This is a genomic window from Janthinobacterium sp. 75, assembly GCF_004365495.1.
In the GTDB taxonomy this organism is placed as follows: domain Bacteria; phylum Pseudomonadota; class Gammaproteobacteria; order Burkholderiales; family Burkholderiaceae_D; genus Janthinobacterium.
In genome coordinates, this window is sequence record NZ_SORD01000001.1 from 4073040 (window position 1) to 4094128 (window position 21089).

General features: G+C 62.2%; 19 protein-coding genes. 10 read left to right on the forward strand and 9 right to left on the reverse strand.

The window, feature by feature from the left end; genetic code table 11:
• Nucleotides 1-161: 161 nt before the first annotated feature.
• Both C8C89_RS18585 and C8C89_RS18590 read right to left on the reverse strand, forming a co-directional pair.
• Nucleotides 162-3260 carry an efflux RND transporter permease subunit gene (locus C8C89_RS18585; protein ID WP_133991663.1) on the reverse strand — a complete coding sequence of 1033 codons (3099 nt, stop codon included), beginning with the start codon at nt 3258-3260 and terminating at the stop codon, nt 162-164.
• The gene (locus C8C89_RS18590) at nt 3257-4420 is read right to left on the reverse strand and encodes an efflux RND transporter periplasmic adaptor subunit (RefSeq protein WP_133991665.1); all 1164 of its coding nucleotides are present in this window, start codon (nt 4418-4420) and stop codon (nt 3257-3259) included. The genes C8C89_RS18585 and C8C89_RS18590 overlap by 4 nt, the downstream gene beginning before the upstream one ends.
• A 287-nt stretch (nt 4421-4707) precedes the next feature.
• Between C8C89_RS18590 and hpnC the strand changes: the two genes are divergently transcribed.
• The 6 genes from hpnC (at nt 4708) to C8C89_RS18615 (ending at nt 9752) form a co-directional block, all read left to right on the forward strand.
• The gene (gene hpnC / locus C8C89_RS18595; RefSeq protein WP_133991667.1) at nt 4708-5589 is read left to right on the forward strand and encodes a squalene synthase HpnC; all 882 of its coding nucleotides are present in this window, start codon (nt 4708-4710) and stop codon (nt 5587-5589) included.
• Between the two features lie 46 nt (nt 5590-5635).
• Nucleotides 5636-6469, forward strand: coding sequence for a presqualene diphosphate synthase HpnD (gene hpnD, locus C8C89_RS18600; RefSeq protein ID WP_133993504.1), 834 nt, complete (start codon nt 5636-5638; stop codon nt 6467-6469).
• Nucleotides 6470-6476: 7 nt separating this feature from the next.
• Nucleotides 6477-7841 carry a hydroxysqualene dehydroxylase HpnE gene (gene hpnE, locus C8C89_RS18605; RefSeq protein WP_347876598.1) on the forward strand — a complete coding sequence of 455 codons (1365 nt, stop codon included), beginning with the start codon at nt 6477-6479 and terminating at the stop codon, nt 7839-7841.
• Between the two features lie 130 nt (nt 7842-7971).
• The gene (locus C8C89_RS27065; protein WP_166674794.1) at nt 7972-8127 is read left to right on the forward strand and encodes a hypothetical protein; all 156 of its coding nucleotides are present in this window, start codon (nt 7972-7974) and stop codon (nt 8125-8127) included.
• Between the two features lie 28 nt (nt 8128-8155).
• Nucleotides 8156-8935, forward strand: coding sequence for a DUF1700 domain-containing protein (locus tag C8C89_RS18610; RefSeq protein ID WP_243858091.1), 780 nt, complete (start codon nt 8156-8158; stop codon nt 8933-8935).
• Between the two features lie 10 nt (nt 8936-8945).
• The gene (locus C8C89_RS18615; protein WP_101481162.1) at nt 8946-9752 is read left to right on the forward strand and encodes a head GIN domain-containing protein; all 807 of its coding nucleotides are present in this window, start codon (nt 8946-8948) and stop codon (nt 9750-9752) included.
• Nucleotides 9753-9785: 33 nt separating this feature from the next.
• Here C8C89_RS18615 and C8C89_RS18620 read toward each other — a convergent pair whose 3' ends face one another.
• Nucleotides 9786-11027, reverse strand: coding sequence for a TIGR03862 family flavoprotein (locus tag C8C89_RS18620; protein WP_133991671.1), 1242 nt, complete (start codon nt 11025-11027; stop codon nt 9786-9788).
• Between the two features lie 155 nt (nt 11028-11182).
• On the opposite strand from C8C89_RS18620, the gene C8C89_RS18625 reads away from it, so the two are divergent.
• Complete coding sequence (locus C8C89_RS18625; protein WP_133991673.1) at nt 11183-11425, forward strand: hypothetical protein; 243 nt, start codon at nt 11183-11185, stop codon at nt 11423-11425.
• A gap of 48 nt (nt 11426-11473) precedes the next feature.
• Here the strand turns inward: C8C89_RS18625 and moaD are convergent, their stop codons facing one another.
• Genes moaD through thrC form a run of 3 tightly spaced genes read right to left on the reverse strand, consistent with a single transcriptional unit; the run spans nt 11474 to nt 14461 of the window.
• Nucleotides 11474-11728, reverse strand: coding sequence for a molybdopterin converting factor subunit 1 (moaD, locus tag C8C89_RS18630; protein WP_101481159.1), 255 nt, complete (start codon nt 11726-11728; stop codon nt 11474-11476).
• A 10-nt stretch (nt 11729-11738) separates the two neighbouring features.
• Nucleotides 11739-12965 carry a gephyrin-like molybdotransferase Glp gene (gene glp, locus C8C89_RS18635; RefSeq protein WP_101481158.1) on the reverse strand — a complete coding sequence of 409 codons (1227 nt, stop codon included), beginning with the start codon at nt 12963-12965 and terminating at the stop codon, nt 11739-11741.
• Complete coding sequence (thrC, locus tag C8C89_RS18640; RefSeq protein WP_133991675.1) at nt 12965-14461, reverse strand: threonine synthase; 1497 nt, start codon at nt 14459-14461, stop codon at nt 12965-12967. The genes glp and thrC overlap by 1 nt, the downstream gene beginning before the upstream one ends.
• A 287-nt stretch (nt 14462-14748) precedes the next feature.
• On the opposite strand from thrC, the gene C8C89_RS18645 reads away from it, so the two are divergent.
• Complete coding sequence (locus C8C89_RS18645; RefSeq protein ID WP_166674795.1) at nt 14749-15492, forward strand: AAA family ATPase; 744 nt, start codon at nt 14749-14751, stop codon at nt 15490-15492.
• A 122-nt stretch (nt 15493-15614) separates the two neighbouring features.
• Here the strand turns inward: C8C89_RS18645 and C8C89_RS18650 are convergent, their stop codons facing one another.
• From C8C89_RS18650 to kbl, 3 genes are read right to left on the reverse strand one after another with little or no spacing between them, the layout of a single operon-like run.
• Nucleotides 15615-17015 (reverse strand): L-serine ammonia-lyase, encoded by a 1401-nt coding sequence (locus C8C89_RS18650; RefSeq protein WP_133991677.1) that lies wholly within the window; start codon nt 17013-17015, stop codon nt 15615-15617.
• A gap of 48 nt (nt 17016-17063) precedes the next feature.
• Entirely contained in the window at nt 17064-18029 is a 966-nt protein-coding gene (locus tag C8C89_RS18655) for an NAD-dependent epimerase/dehydratase family protein (RefSeq protein ID WP_101481155.1), read from the reverse strand.
• 20 nt (nt 18030-18049) lie between these two features.
• Nucleotides 18050-19273, reverse strand: a complete 1224-nt coding sequence (gene kbl / locus C8C89_RS18660) for a glycine C-acetyltransferase (protein ID WP_133991679.1) — start codon at nt 19271-19273, stop codon at nt 18050-18052.
• A gap of 220 nt (nt 19274-19493) precedes the next feature.
• Here kbl and C8C89_RS18665 point away from each other — a divergent pair, with 220 nt between their 5' ends.
• On the forward strand, nt 19494-20069 hold the full coding sequence (locus tag C8C89_RS18665; protein ID WP_071323776.1) for an XRE family transcriptional regulator: 576 nt from the start codon (nt 19494-19496) through the stop codon (nt 20067-20069).
• A gap of 91 nt (nt 20070-20160) precedes the next feature.
• Complete coding sequence (locus tag C8C89_RS18670) at nt 20161-21087, forward strand: STM4015 family protein (protein ID WP_133991681.1); 927 nt, start codon at nt 20161-20163, stop codon at nt 21085-21087.
• The last annotated feature ends 2 nt before the right edge of the window (nt 21088-21089 follow it).

Sequence of the window (21089 nt, forward strand, 5' to 3'; positions counted from 1 at the left end):
TGCCGCAGGCTACACACCTGCCGTTACTGATTTTAACAACTCGGGAACGATCTGGCTACCTTGGACTTGTCGAGCAAGCCCGCGCTAAAGCAAAGGCGGCATTCTACTGGATTTCCCAGAGGAATGCCGCCTTTTTTATGCTGATACCATGGCGCCTGTCCCTAGCCCTCTTTTGCACTCACCGGCTCCGGCTTCTTGACCCGGAACCAGGCCGCATACAGGGCCGGCAGGAACAGCAAGGTCAAGGCCGTCGCCAGGATCAGGCCGCCCATGATGGCGACCGCCATCGGGCCCCAGAAGACGGAGCGCGACAAAGGAATCATGGCCAGTGCGGCGGCGGCGGCCGTCAGCACGATGGGGCGGCAACGGCGCACGGCCGAGTCGATGATGGCATCCCAGGGGGCCGAGCCATCCTTGATGTCTTGCTCGATCTGGTCGACCAGGATCACGGAGTTGCGGATGATCATGCCGAACAGCGCGATGACGCCCAGGTTGGCCACAAAGCCCAGCGGGCGATGCAGCAGGAGCAAGGCAAATGCGGCTCCCGCCACGCCCAGCGGGCCCGTCAGGAACACCAGCAGGGAGCGCGAGAAACTGTGCAGCTGCAGCATCAGCAAGGTGAAGATGATGAAGATGGCCAGCGGCAGGTTGGCCGCGATCGATGCTTCCGCCTCGCCGCTGTCGGCCGCCACGCCCTTCACGGTGATGCGGTAGCCGGCCGGCATCTTGGCGCGCAAGGCGTCGAGCTGCGGCGCCAGCTGCGTGGAGACCGTCGCGCCCTGGATGCCGTCGACCACGTCGGACTGCACGGTAATGGCCCATTCACGCTTGTCGCGCCAGACCACGCCCGGCTCCCACACGAAATGCGCGCGGGCCAGCTGCGAGATGGGCACGGACTTGCCCGTTGCCGTCGGGATATTCGTGTCATTCAGCACGGATATCGTCGCCCGCTCTTCCAGTGGCTGGCGCACCTGGATATCGATCAGCTTATTGTCTTCGCGGAACTGGCCGATGACGGTGCCCGACAGAATCGTATTGGCCGCCTGCATCACGGTTTTCGAAGTGACGCCCAGCGCGCGCATCTTGTCCTGATCCAGGTCCAGGCGCAGCACTTTTACCGATTCGTTCCAGTTATCGTTGACGCCCAGAGTGTTCGGATTGGCGCGCAAGATGTCCTTGACCTGGTCGGCAATGGTGCGCACGCCCGCCACTTCCGGCCCCGTGACACGGAATTGCACGGGATACGGCACGGGCGGCCCGTTCGGCAACAGTTTTACCCTGCCCCGCACTTCCGGGAAATCCTTCTTGAAGACATCGATGATCTTCTGGCGCAGTTGCTCGCGATCCGCCAGGCTCTTGGGCAAGATCACCACTTGTGACACATTGGTCTGCGGGAAGATCTGGTCCAGCGGCAGGTAGAAACGGGGGCTACCCGTGCCTACATAGCTGGTCACGCTGTCCACACCGTCGAGCTTGCCCACATAGGCCTCGAATTTCTTCACCTGCTTTTCATTCGCGGCAAAGGTCGTGCCCTCGGGCGACCACAGCTCCACCATCAATTCAGGACGGCTGGAATCGGGGAAAAATTGCTTTTCGATGAAGTTAAAACCATAAATACCCAGCGCAAAGATGACCAGGGTGGCGGCGATCGTCGTCTTGCGCCATTCCACGCACCAGGTGACGGCACGGCGGAAGCGGCGGAAGTTCGGCGTATCGAACAATTCATGGTCGTTATGCGCGTGCGGTTTCACTTTCAACAAGACGTAGCCGATATAGGGCGTGAAGACGACGGCCACCACCCAGGAAATGATCAGGGCCAGCGCATTGACGGAGAACAGGGAGAACGTGTATTCGCCGGCGGCCGACTTGGCCATGCCGATGGGCAGGAAGCCCGCCACCGTGATCAGGGTGCCCGTCAGCATGGGCATGGCTGTCGACGTGTAGGCGAACGTGGCCGCGTCGAAGCGCGACATGCCCTCTTCCATCTTGCGCACCATCATTTCGACGGCAATGATGGCGTCATCGACCAGCAGTCCCAGCGCGATGATCAGGGCGCCCAAGGAAATCTTGTGCAAGTCGATGTCGAGCAGGCGCATGAAGAGGAAGGTGACGGCCAGCACCAGGGGGATGGTCAGGGCCACCACCAGGCCGGGCCGCACGTCGATGCGCAGCGGTTTCGTGTGCAGGCCCAGCGCGACAAAGCTGACGGCCAGTACGATCAGGATGGCTTCGATCAGGGTATGCACGAACTCGCCCACGGAGGCGGACACGGCTTCCGGCTGGTTCGACACGCGCTGCAGCTCTATGCCCACCGGCAATTCGCTCTTCATGCGCGTCACCGTCGCTTGCAAGGCCTTGCCCATGTCGATGATGTTGCCGCCCTTTTCCATCGACACGCCCAGGCCGATCACTTCCTTGCCATTGAAACGCATCTTGTCCTTCGGCGGATCGACGAATTCGCGTTTCACGGTGGCAAAGTCGCCGAGCCGGAAGGTCGTGCCGTTGGCGCGCAGCTCCAGGTTTTCCAGATCCTTGACGGTGACCATGGCGCCCGTCACGCGCACTTGCAGATTGTCTGTCGGCGTCACCAGCACGCCCGTGGCGTTGATGCTGTTTTGCTCGGACAATTGCTGCACGATGGCGTCAAAAGGAATGCCCAGCTGGGCAAATTTCTTGTGCGAAAAGATGATATTGATCTTCTCGTCTTGCACGCCGAACAGTTCCACCTTCGATACCTGCCCCACGGCCAGCAGCTCCTGGCGCACCTTGTCCGCGTAATCCTTCATTTCAGCGTAGGTAAAACCGTCGCCGGACAGGGCGAAGATGGAGCCGTAGGTGTCTCCGAACTCGTCATTGAAGAACGGTCCCACCACGCCGGCCGGCAAGGCACCCTTGATGTCGCCGATCTTTTTGCGCACCTGGTACCAGGCGGCCGCCGTTTCCTTGGGCGGCGCCGATTCGCGCAGCTCCAGCAAGATCAGGGTTTCGCCGGGCTTCGAATAACTGGTGATTTCATTGATGTAGGGCGTTTCCTGCAGCTTCTTTTCCAGCTTGTCCGTCACCTGCTCGGCCATCTGCAGCGCCGTTGCACCGGGCCAGTACGCTTGCAAGACCATGGCGCGGAAGGTAAACGGGGGATCTTCATCCTGGCCGAGGCTGGCATAGCTGAGCATGCCGCCGATCAGCAGCACGGCCATCAGGTAGCGCGTCAGCGGGATGTGTTCGAGGGCCCAGCGAGACAGATTGAAGCCGCCCTTCATTTGCCGGCCCCCACGCTGACTGCGGCGGCGGCCACATCCGGCTTGCTGGCCAGTTCTGCGCCAAGGATAGAGACTTTCTGCCCAGGCTTGAGCAAGTTGACGCCGGCCGTGACCACCGTCTGCCCCGCTTTCACGCCCGAGGTCAGCAGCAATTCATTGCCCGCCACGCCGCCCACGGTGACCGGGACCAGTTTCACGGCGCCGTTTTCCACCACCCATACTGAGCTTTGCGACTTTTCATTGAACAGGGCCGTCAGCGGCACCTTGATCTGCGGCGTGGCCGACTGCGAAGCGAACTGCACCACGGCCGTCATGCCCAGGCGCGCTTGCGGCACGTCCGGGATGCTGACCTTGGCCAGGTAAGTGCGCGTGGCGGCATCGGCCACGGGCGACACTTCGCGTATCTTGCCCGGCCAGCCCTGCTTCGGATCGGCCCACAGGCGCACCACCACATCCCTGACGCTGCGCAAGGTCTCGACCTTGTCTTCGGGAAGGCCGATCACGACTTCCTTTTCGCCGCTTTTGGCCACCTGCACCACGGGCGTGCCAGCCGCGACCACCTGCCCCACCTCGGCCTCGATGCGCGTGACGACGCCATCGACGTCGGCCAGCAAGCTGGCATAGCCGGACTGGTTGGCCTGGCCGCGGTGCAGGGCCTGGGCCGCTTCCACGTTGGCCTGCGCCGCCTTGTAAGTGGCATCCTTGCCATCAAGCACAGCCTGGCTGACGAAATTCTTCGCGCGCAAATCCTGGTAGCGCTTCAATTCCGCGCGTGCCAGGTCGCGGTTCGTTTCCGCGCTGACCAGCGACGCCTTGGCCTGGGCTTGCGACAGCTGCAAGTCGACGGGATCGAGTTGCATCAACACTTGCCCCTTTTTCACGCTGGCGCCCACATCGACCTTGCGCGCGACGATCTTGCCGCCCACGCGGAAACCCAGTTGCGACACGACGCGGGGCACGACCTCGCCCGCCAGTTCCGCACTGACGTCAACATTACTGCTAGACAACACCATCGCGCGCACGGGGCGCACATCTTCCACTTTGACGGCCGGCTTGGAACAGGCCACCAGGGTCAGTGCCAGGGCGGCGGCGGCAATCAGCCGCAGAGCGGGCAGTGCGGGTGCGCCGGTCTCGCGGCGCAGGGTTTTCAGGGCAAACAAGGTATTTTCCTTTACTATGCGGGCTGTTAGATTTTTGCGTGAGGAAACTTTTCGCTTGCTAAGTGATGCTAGCCAAACTTTTTCGCACACGATATCCTTAAATTTGTGACAATATCAGCTTGGTCATGACAGGGAGCGATTCCCCCTAATGACTTTCTGGTTATTAATTATAATCGTGCGCAAAAGCTTTTAGTGACTTTTGCGTCATTAATCTTGAGACGTACAACGTTTGGCGCTTCCTGCGTTGGCAGGGTGCCGGACAAACGCAAGACTAGAGAAGTGTGTTCATGCCTGTAGACCATTACGAAAATTTTCCTGTTGCATCATTCCTGCTGCCGCGCCGCCTGGTGCCCGCTGTCGAGGCCATCTATGCCTTCGCCCGCAGCGCCGACGACCTGGCCGATGAAGGCGACGCCACGCCGGCCGAACGCCTGGCAGCCCTGCACGCCTACGAAGAGGCGTTGGGCCGCATAGCCCGCCACGAAGGCCATGCGGGCGAGAACGCCGCCATGTTTGAACGCCTGGCCGCCGTCATCGCCAAATTCCAGCTGCCGCTCAAGCCGTTTTACGATCTGTTGTCGGCCTTCAAGCAGGATGTGGAAACGACGCGCTATGCCAGCTACGACGACGTGCTCGATTACTGCGCCCGTTCCGCCAACCCGGTGGGGCTGCTGATGCTGCACCTGTACGGTGCGGCCGATGAACAGAATGTACGCGATTCCGATGCGATTTGCTCAGCTTTGCAACTAATTAATTTCCTGCAAGACGTCGCCATCGACCAGCAAAAGGAGCGCATCTACCTGCCGATGGAAGACCTGACCCGCTTTGCCGTCTCCGCCGCCTCCTTTGAGCGGCCCGAGGCGCACGGCAAGTGGAGCGCCCTGATGCGCTTCGAAGTGGCCCGCACGCGCGCCCTGATGCTGTCCGGCGCGCCGCTGGCCCTGCGTTTGCGGGGGCGCATCGGCTGGGAATTGCGTCTCGTGGTGCAAGGAGGCTTGCGCATCCTCGAAGCCATCGAAGCGGTCAATTACGACGTGTTCCGGCGCCGCCCCAAGCTGGAGAAACGCGACTGGCTGATCATTTTCTGGCGCGCGCTGCGCATGTCGCGCAAAAGCCTGCATCAAGAGACGCAAGTAAAAACGGCTTTTCCCCCGTCGCCCACTCTGTAAGACGATAGAATAGCGGCTTCGATCTGCAACCCTTGCTCTTTTGACTATGTCTCCCGACGAATACTGCCAACAAAAGGCCGCCCAGAGCGGCTCCAGCTTCTACTACAGCTTTCTGTTCCTGCCTGCGGAGCGCCGCAAGGCCATCACGGCCCTGTATGCCTTCTGCCGCGAAGTCGATGACACGGTCGATGAATGCACGGACGAAGCCGTGGCACGCACCAAGTTGGTCTGGTGGCGCAAGGAAGTCAAGGCCATGTACGAGGGCAATCCCACGCATCCCGTGATGCGCGCGCTGCAGCCCCATCTGGACACCTACAAGCTGGAAGAAAAGCATTTGCAGGCCATCATCGACGGCATGGAAATGGACTTGAACCAGACCCGCTACCTCGACTACCAGGCCATGAGCCGCTATTGCTGGCACGTGGCCAGCGTGGTCGGTATCTTGTCGGCCAGCATCTTTGGCGCGACGCGCCCGGAAACGCTGCTGTACGCGGAAAAGCTGGGTCACGCCTTCCAGCTGACCAATATCATCCGCGATGTGGGCGAAGATGCGCGCAAGGGGCGCATCTACCTGCCGATCAGCGAGTTGCAGCAATTTAATGTCACGGCGGCCGACCTGCTGAACGCGCGCCACAGCGAAAACTTTGAAAATCTCATGCGTTTCCAGGTAGCGCGCGCGCAAAAGGCGTATGACGAAGCGTTTGCGCTCCTGCCAGCCGAGGACCGCCGCGCCCAGCGCCCGGGCCTGATCATGGCGGCCATCTACCGTACCGTGCTCAATGAAGTCGAGCGCGACGGCTATCACGTGCTGAAACAGCGCATTTCGCTCACGCCGATCCGCAAACTGTGGCTGGCCTGGAAGACCTGGGTTCGTGGCTGAGAGTAGCGTGAAGCAACGCTACGCCGTCATCGGCGCCGGCTGGGCTGGTTGCGCGGCGGCCATGGAACTGGCGCGCGCCGGCCATGCCGTCACCGTCTTCGAGGCGGCGCGTACCCTGGGCGGGCGCGCGCGCCGGGTCGAGAGAGAAAACACTGTCCTCGACAACGGCCAGCACATCTTGCTGGGCGCCTACACGGAAACCTTGCGCCTGATCAAGCTGGCGGGGCAAGACCCGGCCGAAGTGATCCTCACCCTGCCCCTGCAGATGCGCTATCCGCCCGGTTCCGATGGTATGGATTTCGTCGCGCCGCGCCTGCCCGCGCCGCTGCACCTGGCATGGGCCCTGCTGCGCGCCCAGGGCTTGCTGCGCGCCGACAAGCTCGCTCTGATGCGCTTTTCCACCGCCATGCGGTGGATGGGCTGGCAACTGTACAACGATTGCACTGTCAGCGAACTGCTGCAGCGCTTTGACCAGACGGACCGCCTGAACCGGCTGATGTGGTATCCACTGTGCCTGGCTGCACTGAATACGCCGCCCGAGCGGGCCTCGGCGCGCGTCTTCATCAATGTGCTACGAGACAGCCTGGGCGCGAGCCGCCGCCGCGCCTCCGACATGCTGATCCCGAAAGCAAACCTGAGTGCCCTGTTTCCCGAGGCCGCCGCCCGATATCTGGTCCAGCATGGCGGCGCAGTGCGCACGGGCGCCAAGGTGGCCGCCTTGCACGCCTTGCCCGATGGCCGCTGGCGGCTCGATGACGGCGGCCATGATGGCGAGCACTATGATGGCGTCATCGTGGCCACCTCGTCCGTGCAGGCGGCCAGCCTGCTGCAAGGCTTGCAGGATCCGCGCCTCGACGACGTCATTAGCCGCATACAAGCTTTCACGCCGGAAGCCATCAGCACCTGCTACCTGCAATACGACGCCACCGTGCGCCTGGACTTGCCGTTTTACGCCCTTGTCGATGCGCCGGAGCGGCAGCACTGGGGCCAGTTCGTCTTCGACCGGGGTCAGCTCGACGCGCGCCAGGCGGGCTTGCTGGCCGTTGTCATCAGCGCCTCCGGCCCTGCCGCCGAGCAAGGCCATGGGCCGCTGGCGCAAGCCATCGCGGCGCAGCTGGCGCAGGTATTGCAGCGGGCGCAACTGGCACAACCGATCTGGACCCAGCTGATCACGGAAAAACGCGCCACCTTTGCCTGCACGCCGGATTTATTGCGTCCCGGCAACGCCAGCGGCATGCCGGGCCTGCTGCTGGCGGGCGATTACACGGCCAATGATGACCGAACGCAAGACTATCCGGCCACCATCGAGGCGGCCGTGCGCAGCGGCGTGGCGGCGGCAAAGGCCGTCACCGCGGGCAAGGTGGCAAAGTAGACTTGACGGTGCATCCTCCCCTGGTGTCGCTCGCCCCTGCGAAATTGCATTCTGTCGCACCGCGCTGGTGCGCTCGCGTGTGCTTGGGTACAGTCTGATCATCGACAACGGCCATGCCACGGGGAATACCATGCACACCACCTTGCACTTGAAAAACAGCTTGAAAGCCCTGGCGCTGCTGGCTTGCGTGGCGCTGGCCACCCTGATCGTCATACACGGTCAGCAGGCGCCACAAGCGCCATTGCTGCTGAGCCAGGCAAGCATGTTGCTGCCAGCAGTGGGCTGAGGCGGCGAAGCGGACGGACAGGAAGAATATGATGAACAAGCAAGACTATCTCGACTCTCTGCGGCGCGCGCTGGCAGGCTTGCCACCGGATCTGGTGGCCAAGACCCTCGATTATTACGAACAGACCTTCATCGAAGGCGCTGCGGCCGGCCGCAGCGAGCAGGAGATGGCCGACGACCTGGGCGACCCGAAGAAAATCGCCCTGACCTTGCGCAACAGCACACACCGCCAGGCCTTCGAACACAAAAAAACCCCCGTCAACCTGCTGCGCCTGCTCGTCTCGCTGGTGGGCCTGGCCATCTTCAACCTGTTCATGGTCGTGCCTGCCGCCGTCTACGCGGCCCTGCTGGCCACCCTGTATGCCGTGGGCCTGAGCTTTTACCTGGCCGGCATCGCCATCACGGCCAGCGGCCTGTCCGGCGCCAACGAACTGGTGCTCGACGGCCCCTTGCGCCACGTCTTCATCCATGACGACGATGGCGGCGAGCGCCGCGAGACACGCATCACCATCGGCGACACGGGCATCGAAGTCGATCACCTGCCCGGCCCCGTCAAAGCTGAGTCCGAACCCGAGGCGCCTGGTGCGTCGTCGCGCATGATGGAACGGGCCGAAGCGCTGGCCGGAGGCGGCATCCGCATCTCCACCGATATGGACCGCGATGCGCGCACCACGCAAACCGTCTTCGGCGTGGGCATGCTGCTCGGCGGCATCGCCATCTTCCTGCTCAGTCTGGTGGTAACGCGCTACACCTTGATCGGTATCAAGCGCTACATCGCCATGAATGTCTCCCTGCTCAAAGGTCACTAGAAAGGCTGCCATGAAACGCTTGCTCAAAGTTGGCCTGTCCATGCTGCTGCTGGCAATGGTCCTGATCGCCATGTCCTATGCGGCGCTGCGCGCCAAGGGAATCAGCAATCCCAGCAGCGCTGCCGGCCGCGCCGTGCGCAGCGAAACGCGCCCGATTTCCGCCGATATCAACAGCATCGACCTGGCCGGCCCCATCGACCTGGTGCTGCGCCGCGGCGCCATGCCATCGATGAAGGTGAGCGGCGAGCAGCGTTTGCTGTCGAACGTCGCGACCACCGCCGACGGCACGACCCTGCATATCGGCCAGAAAGGCATGCTCTTCCACCATCGCCAGCCGTTACAGGTGGAACTGGTGCTGCCATCGCTCGTGCGCTTGGAAGTGCACGGCAATGGCGACAGCAAGATCACGGGATTTTCGGGCGATAGTTTCATCCTGGAATTGACGGGTTCGGGCGACGTCAGCTTCACGGGACGCTACAAGCAGGTGCAAGCGACGGTCAACGGCAGCGGTGACCTCGACATCAATGGCGGCAACAGCGATAGCGTGGTGCTGGAAATGGTGGGTTCCGGGCGTATCGCCGCCAGCGGCAACACGAAATTCCTGCGCGCCGACTTGAGCGGCTCAGGCGACATCGATGCCGAGCATCTGGCCACCGACAAGGCCAGCGTCAGCCTGCAAGGCTCGGGTCAGAGCACCGTCTTCGTGCGCGACGCCGCCAACCTGACCTTGCGCGGCAGCGGCGACATCCACGTCCACGGCAACCCGCGCCAGCGCGATGCGCAGAAAAGCGGATCAGGCGACATCATCTGGCATTAATGATGGCGCGAACGACCAAATGCTGTTGTAATTTCAAGAATTCCCTTCCAGCCAACTGACCGCCTGCTCGCCGGCCGCCTTGCCTTGCGCCAGGCAGGCCGTCAGCAGGTAGCCGCCCGTGGGCGCTTCCCAGTCCACCATTTCACCGGCGACAAACACGCCCGGCATGGCGCGCAGCATGCTGCCGTCGATGCCATCGAAGTCTACGCCGCCGGCGCTGCTGATGGCTTCATCGATGGGGCGCGGGCGCTGCAAGTTGACGGGCAGCAGCTTGATGGCGGCAGCCAGCCTGGCCTCGTCGGCAAAGTCGGCCGCGCCCAGGCATTCGCGCAGCAAGCCCGATTTCACGCCCTTTATGCCCAGCCGGCTTTGCAGATGGCTGGACATGGAACGGGCGCCACGCGGGCGCGTGACTTCCTCGAACACCCGCTCATGGCTGTGGTCGGGCGCCAGGTCCAGCCAGATGGTGGTGTGGCCCTCAGCGGCGATCTGCTCGCGCAGTGCGGCCGACAGCGCATAAATCAGGCCGCCTTCGACGCCGCCGGCCGTGATGACGCACTGCCCCTGGCGCTTGACAGTCAAGCCGTCGATGTCATGCGCCGTGATGGCCACCGTGGCCAGGTGCTCGCCCGCGTAACGGCTGCTGAAATGTTCGCTCCAGTCCACGTCGAAGCCGCAATTGGCCGGCGCCAGCGCTGCCACGGCCACGCCCTGCCCTTGCAGCAAAGGCACCCAGGCGCCATCGGAACCGAGGCGCGCCCAGCTGCCGCCACCCAGCGCCAGGATCACGGCGTCGAAGGAGCGCAGGCGTTCGCCGTCCGGCGTGGCGAAGGCCAGCTGGCCGTCCCGCCAACCCGTCCAGCGGTGGCGCATGTGAAATTGCACGCCCGCTTCGCGCAAGCGGTGCAGCCATGCGCGCAGCAAGGGTGCGGCCTTCATATCGGTGGGGAAGACGCGGTTCGATGAGCCGACGAAGGTGTCCACGCCCAGGCCGTGCACCCAATCGCGCACCCTCTGCGGGCCAAACTGGTCCAGCGCCGGTTTCAGGCGGCTGGCCTGCCTGGCGTAGCGCGAGACAAAGGCCTGATAGCCTTCCGCGTGCGTGATATTCATGCCTCCGCGCCCAGCCAGCAGGAATTTGCGGCCGACGGACGGCATGGCGTCGAACAATTCCACCTGCGCGCCCTGGTCGGCGGCCGCCTGTGCGGCCATCAGGCCGGCGGGGCCGCCGCCGATGACGGCGATGTGAAACGGAGGGGAACTGGAGTTGGTCATGGCAAGCAGGGAAGACGCTGAAAACCCCGGCATTTTAGTCGAGATAAGGCCAGGGGATGGCAATAATGCCGAAAAATGATGCATACTGCGCGGACATGCTGTAGCGATCAGTACTTTGACTTCACGAGACAATGAGACGACAAGAGGAGAAACACATGGGTGCAGGATTCTGGATTTCCCGCTATCTGCTGGCCAGCTCGATTTTATTCATCATCCTTTCAGTGGTCGAGTACAGCAAGGGCACGACCAGCCAGGCCGATATCCTCAGTGCCCTGGCCTGGTCACTGGTGGCGTCGGCCATCTTCATCGGCTCGAAATACTGGCGCTACAAGAAAGCCATCGCCTGCGCCACCTGCAGCGATACACCGGCCAGCAAGCGGAAAACCAAGTCCTCATGAAAAAACGGCCACTTCGATGAAGTGGCCGTTTCATTTGGGCAAGCCCGATCAGCCACCCGTCACGGGCGGGAAGAATGCCACTTCATCGCCTTCCGCAATCACGGTATCGGCATCGCACATCACCTGATTATGCGCCATGCGCAGCGCACGGCCCTGCGCCAGCGCATATTCCCAGTTGCCGCCGCGGGCGATCAGCAGGGTTCTCACCTCGCCCACCGTCAGCGGCCCGGCCACCTCCAGCACTTCCTGGCCCGTGCCCACCAGCTCGCGCACGCTGGCGAAAAAACGCAGATTGATCTTCATCGATACTTCCTTAGTACAGCAATTCGTTAAACGGGATAAAACGCAGCATGTCGCCGCGCGCAATCGACAGCCCCGGCGGGCAATCGATCAAGCCGTCACCCCACACGGTGGACGTCAGCACGCCCGAACTCTGGTTGGCGAACAGTTCCAGTTCGCCCTCCTCATTGATCCTGGCGCGCAAAAACTCGTTGCGCCTGTCCGCCTTCAGGCGTTCAAACGCAGCCGGCAGCCTGTAGCTGCGCGGCGCCAGATTGCCCGCCACGCCCTGCAGGCGCAGGATGAACGGACGCACGAACAGCAGGAAGGTAACGAAGCTGGACACGGGATTGCCGGGCAGGCCGACAAAGAACGCATCCTGCACTTCGCCAAACGCCAGCGGTTTGCCCGGCTTGACGGCGATCTGCCACATGTTCAGCCGCCCTTCCGCTTCCACGGCCGGCTTGATATGGTCTTCCTCGCCCACGGACACGCCGCCCGAGGTGATGATCAAATCATTGCCCTGGGCAGCCCGACGCAGCACGGCGCGCGTGGCCTCCAGGCTGTCGGGAACGATACCCAGGTCCGTGATCTCGCAGCCGAGGTTTTCCAGCAGGCCGCGCAGGGTAAACCGGTTCGAGTTGTAGACGGCGCCCGGCGCCAAGGGTTCACCGGGCATGGCCAGTTCATCGCCCGTAAAGAAGACGGCGACGCGCAGCTTGCGCAGCACGGGCACCTGGGCCAGGCCCACGGAGGCAGCCAGGCCCATTTCCTGGCTGCGCAGGCGCCGCCCTGCACCGAGGATCTCGCCGCCGGCGCGGATATCTTCGCCTTGGCGGCGCACCCATTCACCCGCCTGCGGCACGTGATTCACCGTCACCACGCCCTCAAGCAAGGTGCACTGCTCCTGCATCACCACGCAATCGGCGCCGTCCGGGAGCAAGGCGCCCGTAAAGATGCGCGCCGCCGTCCCCGGCTGCAGGGGCTGGCCCACGTGGCCAGCCGCGATGCGCTGCGACACGGCCAGCATGGCCGCGCCGCTGGCGCAATCCTGCGCGCGCACGGCGTAGCCATCCATTTGCGTGTTGTCGCGTTCGGGCACGTTCAGGGTCGACGTTTGCGCCGTCGCCAGCACGCGGCCATTGGCGCGCATGGTGTCAATATGCTCCACCTCGGCCACCGGACGCGCCGCGCCCAGCATGAAGGCTTGCGCCTCGGCCACCGACAGCATCGGCTTGCGTACAGTGCTGGCGTCTGTCATCACAGTCCCGTGTTGGCGGCGATGTACGCCTTCATTTTCTCGACGTCGGCATCCATCACGTCGAACTTTTGCGGCAAGTCCTCGATGTTTTCGAAGCCGGCCGGGCGCTCGGCGTCGACGCCCAGCGCCTCGAGGATGGTTTCGTTGAACTTGGCCGCCAGCGCCGTTTCCAGCACGATCATCGGCACGTTCGGCTCCAGGTGCTCGCGCGCCACCTTGATGCCGTCGGCAGTGTGCGTGTCGATGGTGATGCCGTAGTCGTCGGCCACGTCGCGGATGGTGTCGAGGCGGTCCTGGTGCGTGGACTTGCCAGATTTGAAACCATATTTTGCCACCAGCTTGAACTCGTCGCCATCGCTGCCAGGCTTGCCGGACAAGTCAAAACCGCCGTGCGTTTCCACTTTGGCAAACAGCGCGCGCACGCGCTCGCTGTCGCGGCCCACCAGGTCGTAGACGAAACGCTCGAAGTTCGACGCTTTCGAGATATCCATCGACGGGCTGCTCGTGTGGTAGGTTTCGGCCGACTTGCGCACACGATACACACCCGTGCGGAAGAATTCGTCGAGCACGTCGTTTTCATTCGTCGCCGCCACCAGTTTCGAGATCGGCAGCCCCATCATGCGGGCGATATGGCCGGCGCAGATATTGCCAAAGTTGCCAGACGGCACCGTGAACGACACTTTTTGCTCATTGCTGGTGGTGGCCGCCAGGTACCCGCGGAAGTAATACACGACTTGCGCCACGACTCTAGCCCAGTTGATGGAATTGACGGTGCCGATTTTCTGTTTCGCCTTGAACGGCAAATCGTTCGACACGGCCTTGACCATATCCTGGCAGTCGTCGAACACGCCTTTGACGGCGATGTTGTAGATGTTCGGATCTTGCAGGCTGAACATCTGCGCCGTCTGGAAGGCGCTCATTTTTTTGTGCGGCGACAACATGAAGACGCGGATGCCCTTCTTGCCGCGCATCGCGTATTCAGCCGCGCTGCCCGTGTCGCCGGACGTGGCGCCGAAGATATTGAGCTCGGCATCGTGCTTGGCCAGGGTATATTCGAACAGGTTGCCCAGCAGCTGCATGGCCATGTCCTTGAAGGCCAGGGTCGGGCCGTTCGACAGCGCCTGCAGCATCAGGGTGGTCTGGCCGCCCTTGACGACGTTTTCTTCGAGCACGCGCAGCGGCGTGATGTCGGCCGCGTTTTCGCCGGCGCGGGCGTTCTTGTAAACTGCCTTGGTATAGGTTTTCGCCGTCAGTGCCTTCAGGTCCGCGGCCGGGATATCGGTGGCGAACTTCTTCAGGATTTCGAATGCCAGGTCGGCATACGACAATGTGCGCCAGGCATTGAGCTCGGCACCAGTGACTTGCGGGTAGTGTTCTGGGAGATACAGTCCGCCATCGGGGGCCAGGCCGCCCAGGAGGATGTCGGAAAATTGCTGCAAAGATGACTGTTGCGACTGCAAAGGCGCTTTATCAGCGCGGGTAGACACGTAATGCATAGATTTGAAGAGTCCAGTTGAGCTGAGTGCGGTTGATCATGAATGGCAGCGGATATTATAGTGCCAGCCGCTCCCCAAGGCGAATCGCCTGCGAACACAGCCGTCCTGCCCTCCCCATCTGTTGTCAAACAGCAGCGCCCGGCAGAGCTAGAACCATTGCACTTTGGAAATTTTCTATGGCGAGATCAACGCCCCGCGTAAAGTAGGGCTCGCATACTGGCGTACGCGCCTGATTTGCGCCACACTGGTGTTTGTCGGCCGAATTGCGGCCATTCATGGAACAGGCCATGTCGCTGAGTAAAAAACCGTATCTGCAAAGCGCCACGCTGCGCACCGACGCCGTCGTCGACCTGGACCACTATCCATTCACCATCCCCGCCATCCGTGACTTCGTGCACATGGACTTCCACCGCGACGTGACGTTTTTCGTCGGCGAGAATGGCAGCGGCAAGTCGACCATGCTCGAAGCGCTGGCCGTGGCGCTGGGCTTCGGCAAGGATGGCGGCACGCGCAATGTGCGCATCGCCCTGCCATCGGACGAGGAATCGGGCTTGCACGCGCACTTGCGTCTGAGCAAGAGTTACAAGAAGCCCGATGACAGTTATTTTTTGCGCGCCGAGAGCTTTTTCAACGTCGCCACCTACATGGACGAGATGCCGCCGGAATACCTGCAAAGCTATGGCGGCAAGTCACTGCACGCGCAATCGCACGGCGAAGCGTTCATGGCGACCTTGATCAACAAGCTGCGGGGCAAGGGTCTGTATCTGCTGGACGAGCCCGAGGCGGCCCTGTCGCCCAGCCGTCAGATGGCGGCCTTGTCGGTGATCCACCAGCTGGTGCAGGACGACTCGCAGCTGATCATCGCCACCCACTCGCCGATTTTATTGGCCTACCCGAACGCGAAAATCCTGATGTTTACGGGCGGCGGCATCCACGAAGTTGCGTATGAGGATACGGAACACTATGCCGTGACGCGCGATTTTTTGAATCACTACCCGAGAAGGCTGGAGCAGCTGTTTGAGGAGGAGTGAAGTTGGTGGCTGAGGTGGTGATGTCGGCTTACCCCCTGCGGGCTAAGCCGACCTACGCCGACCGTGGCGTATCGTAGGTCGGATTAGCGCTGCGCGCGTAATCCGACACCACCGCCAGCGCATCAACAAGCGGCGTGGTTCACCGTGATGACGTGAATGGCCAAGCCGCCCAGCGACGTTTCCTTGTACTTCTCCTGCATGTCCGCGCCTGTCTGGCGCATGGTTTCGATGACTTCGTCGAGGCTGACGAAATGCGTGCCGTCGCCCTTCAGCGCCAGCGAGGCGGCCGTAATCGCTTTCACGGCGCCCATGCCGTTGCGCTCGATGCAGGGAATCTGCACCAGGCCGCCGATAGGGTCGCAGGTCATGCCCAGGTGGTGCTCGATGCCGATTTCGGCCGCGTTTTCGATTTGTTCGTTCGTGCCGCCCAGGGCCGCCACCAGGCCGGCAGCCGCCATGGCGCAGGCCACGCCCACTTCGCCCTGGCAACCCACTTCGGCGCCCGAGATCGAGGCATTGCGTTTGCACAACATGCCAATGGCCGCTGCCGTCAGCATGAAGCGGCGCACGCCGCCCACGGGGTCGCTGGGGCGGCAATCCTGCGCGTAATAGCGCAACACGGCCGGGATGATGCCGGCGGCGCCGTTGGTCGGCGCCGTTACCACGCGCCCGCCGGCAGCGTTTTCTTCGTTGACAGCCATCGCGTACAGGCTGACCAGGTGCACGGCGTCGTGCGGCAAGTCGTTGGCGCGGTTGTCGGACGCCTTCGCCTCTTGCGCCAGACGCCATAGTTTGGCGGCGCGGCGCTTGACGTTCAAGCCGCCCGGCAGGTTACCCGTCGTTTCCAGGCCGTGCGCGATGCAGTCGCGCATGACCTGCCAGATGCGGTCCAGCCCAGCATTCAATTCTTCGTCGCTGCGCTTGACGCACTCGTTGGCGCGCAGCATTTCCGGAATCGACAGGCCGCTTTCCACGCCATGCGCCAGCAACTGTTCCATGGTGTCGAACGGAAAGACAACTCTGGCGCTGGCGGCCGACTCCACGGCCGCTTCGGCCTGCGCCTCGCCCGCTTCGCGGATAAAACCGCCGCCGATCGAGTAATACACCTTGTCGACACGGCTGCCGTCCGCCAGTTTCAAGGTAAAGCGCATGCCGTTCGGGTGCTCGGGCAGGGACTCGCTCTTGTGCCAGATCAAGCCCGTGGCCGCCGTAAACGGCACTACATGCGTGCCCAGCAGCGCGATTTCACCGGCCGACTCGATGGCGGCCAGCTTGCTGTCGACCGCATCGGGCGCGACGTCTTGCGGCGTTTCACCCATCAAACCCAGAATGACGGCCTTGTCCGTCGCATGGCCCACACCTGTCAGCGCCAGCGAGCCATACAGGGCCGCCTCGACGCCCACTACCTGGTCCAGCGGACCGTATTCGACCAGAAAACGCCGCGCCGCCGCCATCGGCCCCACAGTATGGGAACTCGACGGCCCGATGCCGATCTTGAACAGGTCAAATACGCTCATATCCATGTAGTGTCTCTTTATATTAGTATGTTTTTATGAATGCTTGTGTGGGACTCAGGCTGCCTTGGCCGGCTGCCCTGCATCGACATTGGCCAGCATGTCGGTGACCATCTGCTCGACGCCGATCTGCGCCTTCCAGCCCCAGTCGGCACTGGCCTTGCTGTCGTCCAGGCTTTGCGGCCAGCTGTCGGCGATGGCCTGACGGCTGTCCGGCTTGTAGCTGATCTTGAAGTCCGGCACCATGTGCACGATGGCTTTCGCCAGTTGCTCGGGATTGAACGACACGCCGGCCACATTGTAGGACGAACGGATCTGGATCGATGCAGCCGGCGCGTCCATCAGTTCGATGGTGGCGCGGATGGCGTCGGGCATGTAAATCATCGGCAAGGTGGTGTTCGCATCGAGGAAGCAGTCGTAGCGTTCGCCGCGCAAGGCCGCATGGAAGATGGCGATGGCGTAATCGGTGGTGCCGCCGCCCGGAGGCGATTTATAGCTGATGATGCCAGGGTAGCGGATGCTGCGCACGTCCACGCCATACTTGTTGAAGTAGTACTCGCACAGGCGTTCGCCGGCCAGCTTGCTGATGCCGTACATCGACGTCGGGTCCATCACCGTCATTTGCGGCGTATTGACCTGCGGCGTGTTCGGGCCAAAGGCGGCAATCGACGATGGCCAGAAGATGCGCAATGGCTTGCCCGCTTCGCCCCGTTCGCGCGCCAGTTCCAGGATATTGAGCAAGCCATCCATGTTCAGGCTCCACGCCTTCAATGGCGCCGCCTCGCCCGTGGCCGACAGCATGGCCGCCAGCTGGTATACCTGGGTGATGCCTTCGTCGGCGATGATTTTCGCCAGGCCGTCCTTGTCCAGCACGTTCAGCTGGGCATAGCGCTTGGCCTGGTAAAGGTTGTTCGTGCCGATGTCGCTGGCGATGACGTTGTCCGCGCCGTGCTGCTGCGCCAGCGCGCCCACCAACTCACTACCGATTTGGCCGTTTGCGCCTATGACTAAGATGCGTTCCATGCTATTTTCCTGGGTTCTTGTTAATTGGTAGTGGTAGTGGTCAGCAGACCGAGTTCCTTGCCGGCCTGCTCGAAGGCGGCCAGCACTTGCACCAGCTGTTCACGGGTATGGGCAGCCGACAGTTGCACGCGGACACGGGCCTGGCCCATCGGCACGACCGGGTAGAAGAAACCCGTCACCAGCACGCCCAGTTCATACAGGCGGGCGGCAAACTTCTGCGCCACGGGGGCGTCGAACAGCATCACGGGAACCACCGGATGCGTGCCCGGCTTGATGGTGAAGCCGATGCGCTCGATCTCGCTGCGGAAGAAAGCCGTGTTTTCATGCAGGCGGTCGCGCAGCTCGGTCGACTTGGCCAGACGCTCCAGCACCGACAGCGAGGCGCCTGCGATCGATGGCGCCAGGGTATTCGAAAACAGGTACGGACGCGATTTCTGGCGCAGCGTGTCGATGACTTCCTTGCGCGCCGAGGTAAAGCCACCCATGGCGCCGCCCAGTGCCTTGCCCAGGGTGCCCGTGATGATGTCGATGCGGCCCATCACATTGTGGTGTTCGTGCGTGCCGCGGCCCGTCGCGCCCATGAAGCCGGAGGCGTGGCATTCGTCGATCATCACCAGCGCGCCGTATTTGTCGGCCAGGTCGCAGATCTTGTCGAGTTGCGCAATCGTGCCATCCATCGAGAATACGCCGTCCGTCACGATGACTTTATGGCGCTTGCCGGCGGCAATCGCTGCTTGCAGCTGCACTTCCAGGTCCGCCATGTCGTTGTGCGCATAGCGGTAGCGGCCAGCCTTGCACAGGCGGATGCCGTCGATGATGGAGGCGTGGTTCAGCGCGTCCGAGATGATGGCGTCGTTTTCATCGAACAGAGGCTCGAACACGCCGCCGTTGGCATCGAATGCGGCCGCGTACAAAATCGTGTCCTCGGTACCCAGAAAAGCGGAAATCGCCTGTTCCAGTTCCTTGTGCACGGTTTGCGTGCCGCAAATGAAGCGCACGGACGACAGGCCGTAACCGTATTTTTGCGTAGCGGCAATAGACGCTTCCTGCGTTTGCAGGTCGCCGGACAGGCCCAAATAGTTATTCGCACACATATTGATCAGGGTACGGCCATCGTCGCACACCACTTCAGCGCCCTGGCGCGAGGCGATCACGCGCTCGGGCTTGTACAAGCCGTGCTGGCGCAATTGATCGAGATTCTGTTGCAGACCGCTGAAAAAGGTGTTCTTCGCTTGCTCGCTCATGATGATCCTTGTGTGTCCCTGTTGTATGTGTGGTAGCCGGGTGACCTCAGCCGTCATAGGGGGGGCGGCCGCTTGACCGGTGCGCGCAGTATGCTGTACCGTGAAGCGCTGTTTGAAGTCTACACGTTTCCGTGTTTTTCCTCAAAATCCACTATGTCGAACTGAAATTCAATATAGTGGATATTACCCAAGCCGATTGAACTTTGCAAGCCACCCGCCGATGAAAACCAGTGTTTCGACCAATTCTCCCCCTGAAGTGGGTGCCACCCTGCAACGGCTGCGCCTGGCGCGCGGCCTGACACTCGAGGATTTGTCGCGCATCGCGGGCGTCTCGAAGTCCATGCTGTCGCAAATCGAGCGCGAAAAAGCCAATCCCACCATCGCCATCACCTGGCGCCTGGCCAACGCCCTGGGCGTGCAGATCGGCGAATTGCTGTCCAGCGCGGAAAAAGCCGTGGAAACCATCCGCATCACGGACGCCCACGAAACCCCCACCCTGCCCGGCGACCATGCGGGCTACGTGCTGCGCATCCTGGGGCCGATGGAACTGGCGGGCAAATATGAATGGTATGAAGTGACCCTGGCACCGGGTGGCGAACTGGCGTCGCAGCCGCATGATCCGGGCACCACCGAGCATTTGACGGTCATCCACGGCAACCTGGAACTGGAAGTGGGCGCGGCAAAGAAAAAGGTCAAGAATGGCGGTACGGCACGCTATCCGGCGGACCAGCCGCATATCATCCGCAACCTGGGCAAGACCGAAGGCAAGGCCTTATTAGTGGTCATCCATAGATAGTTGCTTTTCAGCAGTGTGCAATAAGCTCTTTCGCCCATGCTAAGATTTTGGATTAGACAAGATTTTCACTGTCTTTCATGGAGCCTTAGCAATGACGATTTCCGACAGCACCACCACCTTCCACAACAAGAAAGTCGTCCAGTACGACCCGGACCTGCCGTTCGACGCCTCGCCCGACATCGTCTACCGTTTGTCGCTCGAGTACGACGACGAGCGCAAGATGGACGAGCTGATCGCCGGCTTCCTCGGCAAGGCCGACAAGAATGCGCTCGAAGCGCTGATCATCGGCATGTGGGGCGACCCGTACGAATCGGGCGCCGACGAGGTGATGGCCGCGCTGATCGCGCACGCCGCCGAACTGCCCAGCTTGCGCGCCCTGTTCATCGGCGACATGACGTACGAGGAATGCGAAATCTCGTGGATCGTGCAAGGCAGCTACAAGCCCCTGCTGGATGCCTTTCCTCAGCTGGAAGAGTTGCGTATCCGCGGCGGCAATGAACTTGTCATCGAACCGTTCGCCCACCAGCACCTGCGTCGCTTCATCATCGAAGCGGGCGGACTCGATCAAAAGATCGCCGAAGCACTGGCGCAATCGAGCATGCCGCAGCTGGAGCACCTGGAACTGTGGCTGGGCACGGACGACTATGGCTTTTCGGGCGACGTCGACCTGTACCGCAAGGTGCTGGCACAGCTGACCGTGCCTTCCCTGCGTTACCTGGGCTTGCGCGACGCGGAAATCGCCGACGACCTGGCCGTCTGGCTGGCGCAAGAACCGCTGGTGGCACAGCTCGCCACGCTTGACCTGTCGCTGGGCACCATCGGCGACCTGGGCGCCGTGGCCGTGCTCAATCACACGCAGCTGGGCGGCTTGACGCGCCTGGACCTGTCGCACCACTACATTTCCGAGGAAAACCAGGCGAAACTGAAGGCGCTGCCCTTCGAGGTGGTGCTGGACGATCCGCAGGAAGCGGACGAAGACGACGGTGAAAGCTACCGTTACGTGGCCGTGGGCGAGTAGTC

What these genes read in the sequence shown, in the direction of transcription:
- C8C89_RS18610 (WP_243858091.1), top strand. Translation starts at nt 8,156, where the DNA reads ATGATGAACAAGCAAGACTATCTCGACTCTCTGCGGCGCGCGCTGGCA.
- C8C89_RS18655 (WP_101481155.1), bottom strand. Translation starts at nt 18,029, where the DNA reads ATGGAACGCATCTTAGTCATAGGCGCAAACGGCCAAATCGGTAGTGAG.
- C8C89_RS18615 (WP_101481162.1), top strand. Translation starts at nt 8,946, where the DNA reads ATGAAACGCTTGCTCAAAGTTGGCCTGTCCATGCTGCTGCTGGCAATG.
- kbl (WP_133991679.1), bottom strand. Translation starts at nt 19,273, where the DNA reads ATGAGCGAGCAAGCGAAGAACACCTTTTTCAGCGGTCTGCAACAGAAT.
- C8C89_RS18585 (WP_133991663.1), bottom strand. Translation starts at nt 3,260, where the DNA reads ATGAAGGGCGGCTTCAATCTGTCTCGCTGGGCCCTCGAACACATCCCG.
- C8C89_RS18625 (WP_133991673.1), top strand. Translation starts at nt 11,183, where the DNA reads ATGGGTGCAGGATTCTGGATTTCCCGCTATCTGCTGGCCAGCTCGATT.
- moaD (WP_101481159.1), bottom strand. Translation starts at nt 11,728, where the DNA reads ATGAAGATCAATCTGCGTTTTTTCGCCAGCGTGCGCGAGCTGGTGGGC.
- hpnD (WP_133993504.1), top strand. Translation starts at nt 5,636, where the DNA reads ATGTCTCCCGACGAATACTGCCAACAAAAGGCCGCCCAGAGCGGCTCC.
- C8C89_RS18670 (WP_133991681.1), top strand. Translation starts at nt 20,161, where the DNA reads ATGACGATTTCCGACAGCACCACCACCTTCCACAACAAGAAAGTCGTC.
- C8C89_RS18650 (WP_133991677.1), bottom strand. Translation starts at nt 17,015, where the DNA reads ATGGATATGAGCGTATTTGACCTGTTCAAGATCGGCATCGGGCCGTCG.
- C8C89_RS27065 (WP_166674794.1), top strand. Translation starts at nt 7,972, where the DNA reads ATGCACACCACCTTGCACTTGAAAAACAGCTTGAAAGCCCTGGCGCTG.
- hpnC (WP_133991667.1), top strand. Translation starts at nt 4,708, where the DNA reads ATGCCTGTAGACCATTACGAAAATTTTCCTGTTGCATCATTCCTGCTG.
- C8C89_RS18665 (WP_071323776.1), top strand. Translation starts at nt 19,494, where the DNA reads ATGAAAACCAGTGTTTCGACCAATTCTCCCCCTGAAGTGGGTGCCACC.
- thrC (WP_133991675.1), bottom strand. Translation starts at nt 14,461, where the DNA reads ATGCATTACGTGTCTACCCGCGCTGATAAAGCGCCTTTGCAGTCGCAA.
- C8C89_RS18645 (WP_166674795.1), top strand. Translation starts at nt 14,749, where the DNA reads ATGTCGCTGAGTAAAAAACCGTATCTGCAAAGCGCCACGCTGCGCACC.
- glp (WP_101481158.1), bottom strand. Translation starts at nt 12,965, where the DNA reads ATGACAGACGCCAGCACTGTACGCAAGCCGATGCTGTCGGTGGCCGAG.
- C8C89_RS18620 (WP_133991671.1), bottom strand. Translation starts at nt 11,027, where the DNA reads ATGACCAACTCCAGTTCCCCTCCGTTTCACATCGCCGTCATCGGCGGC.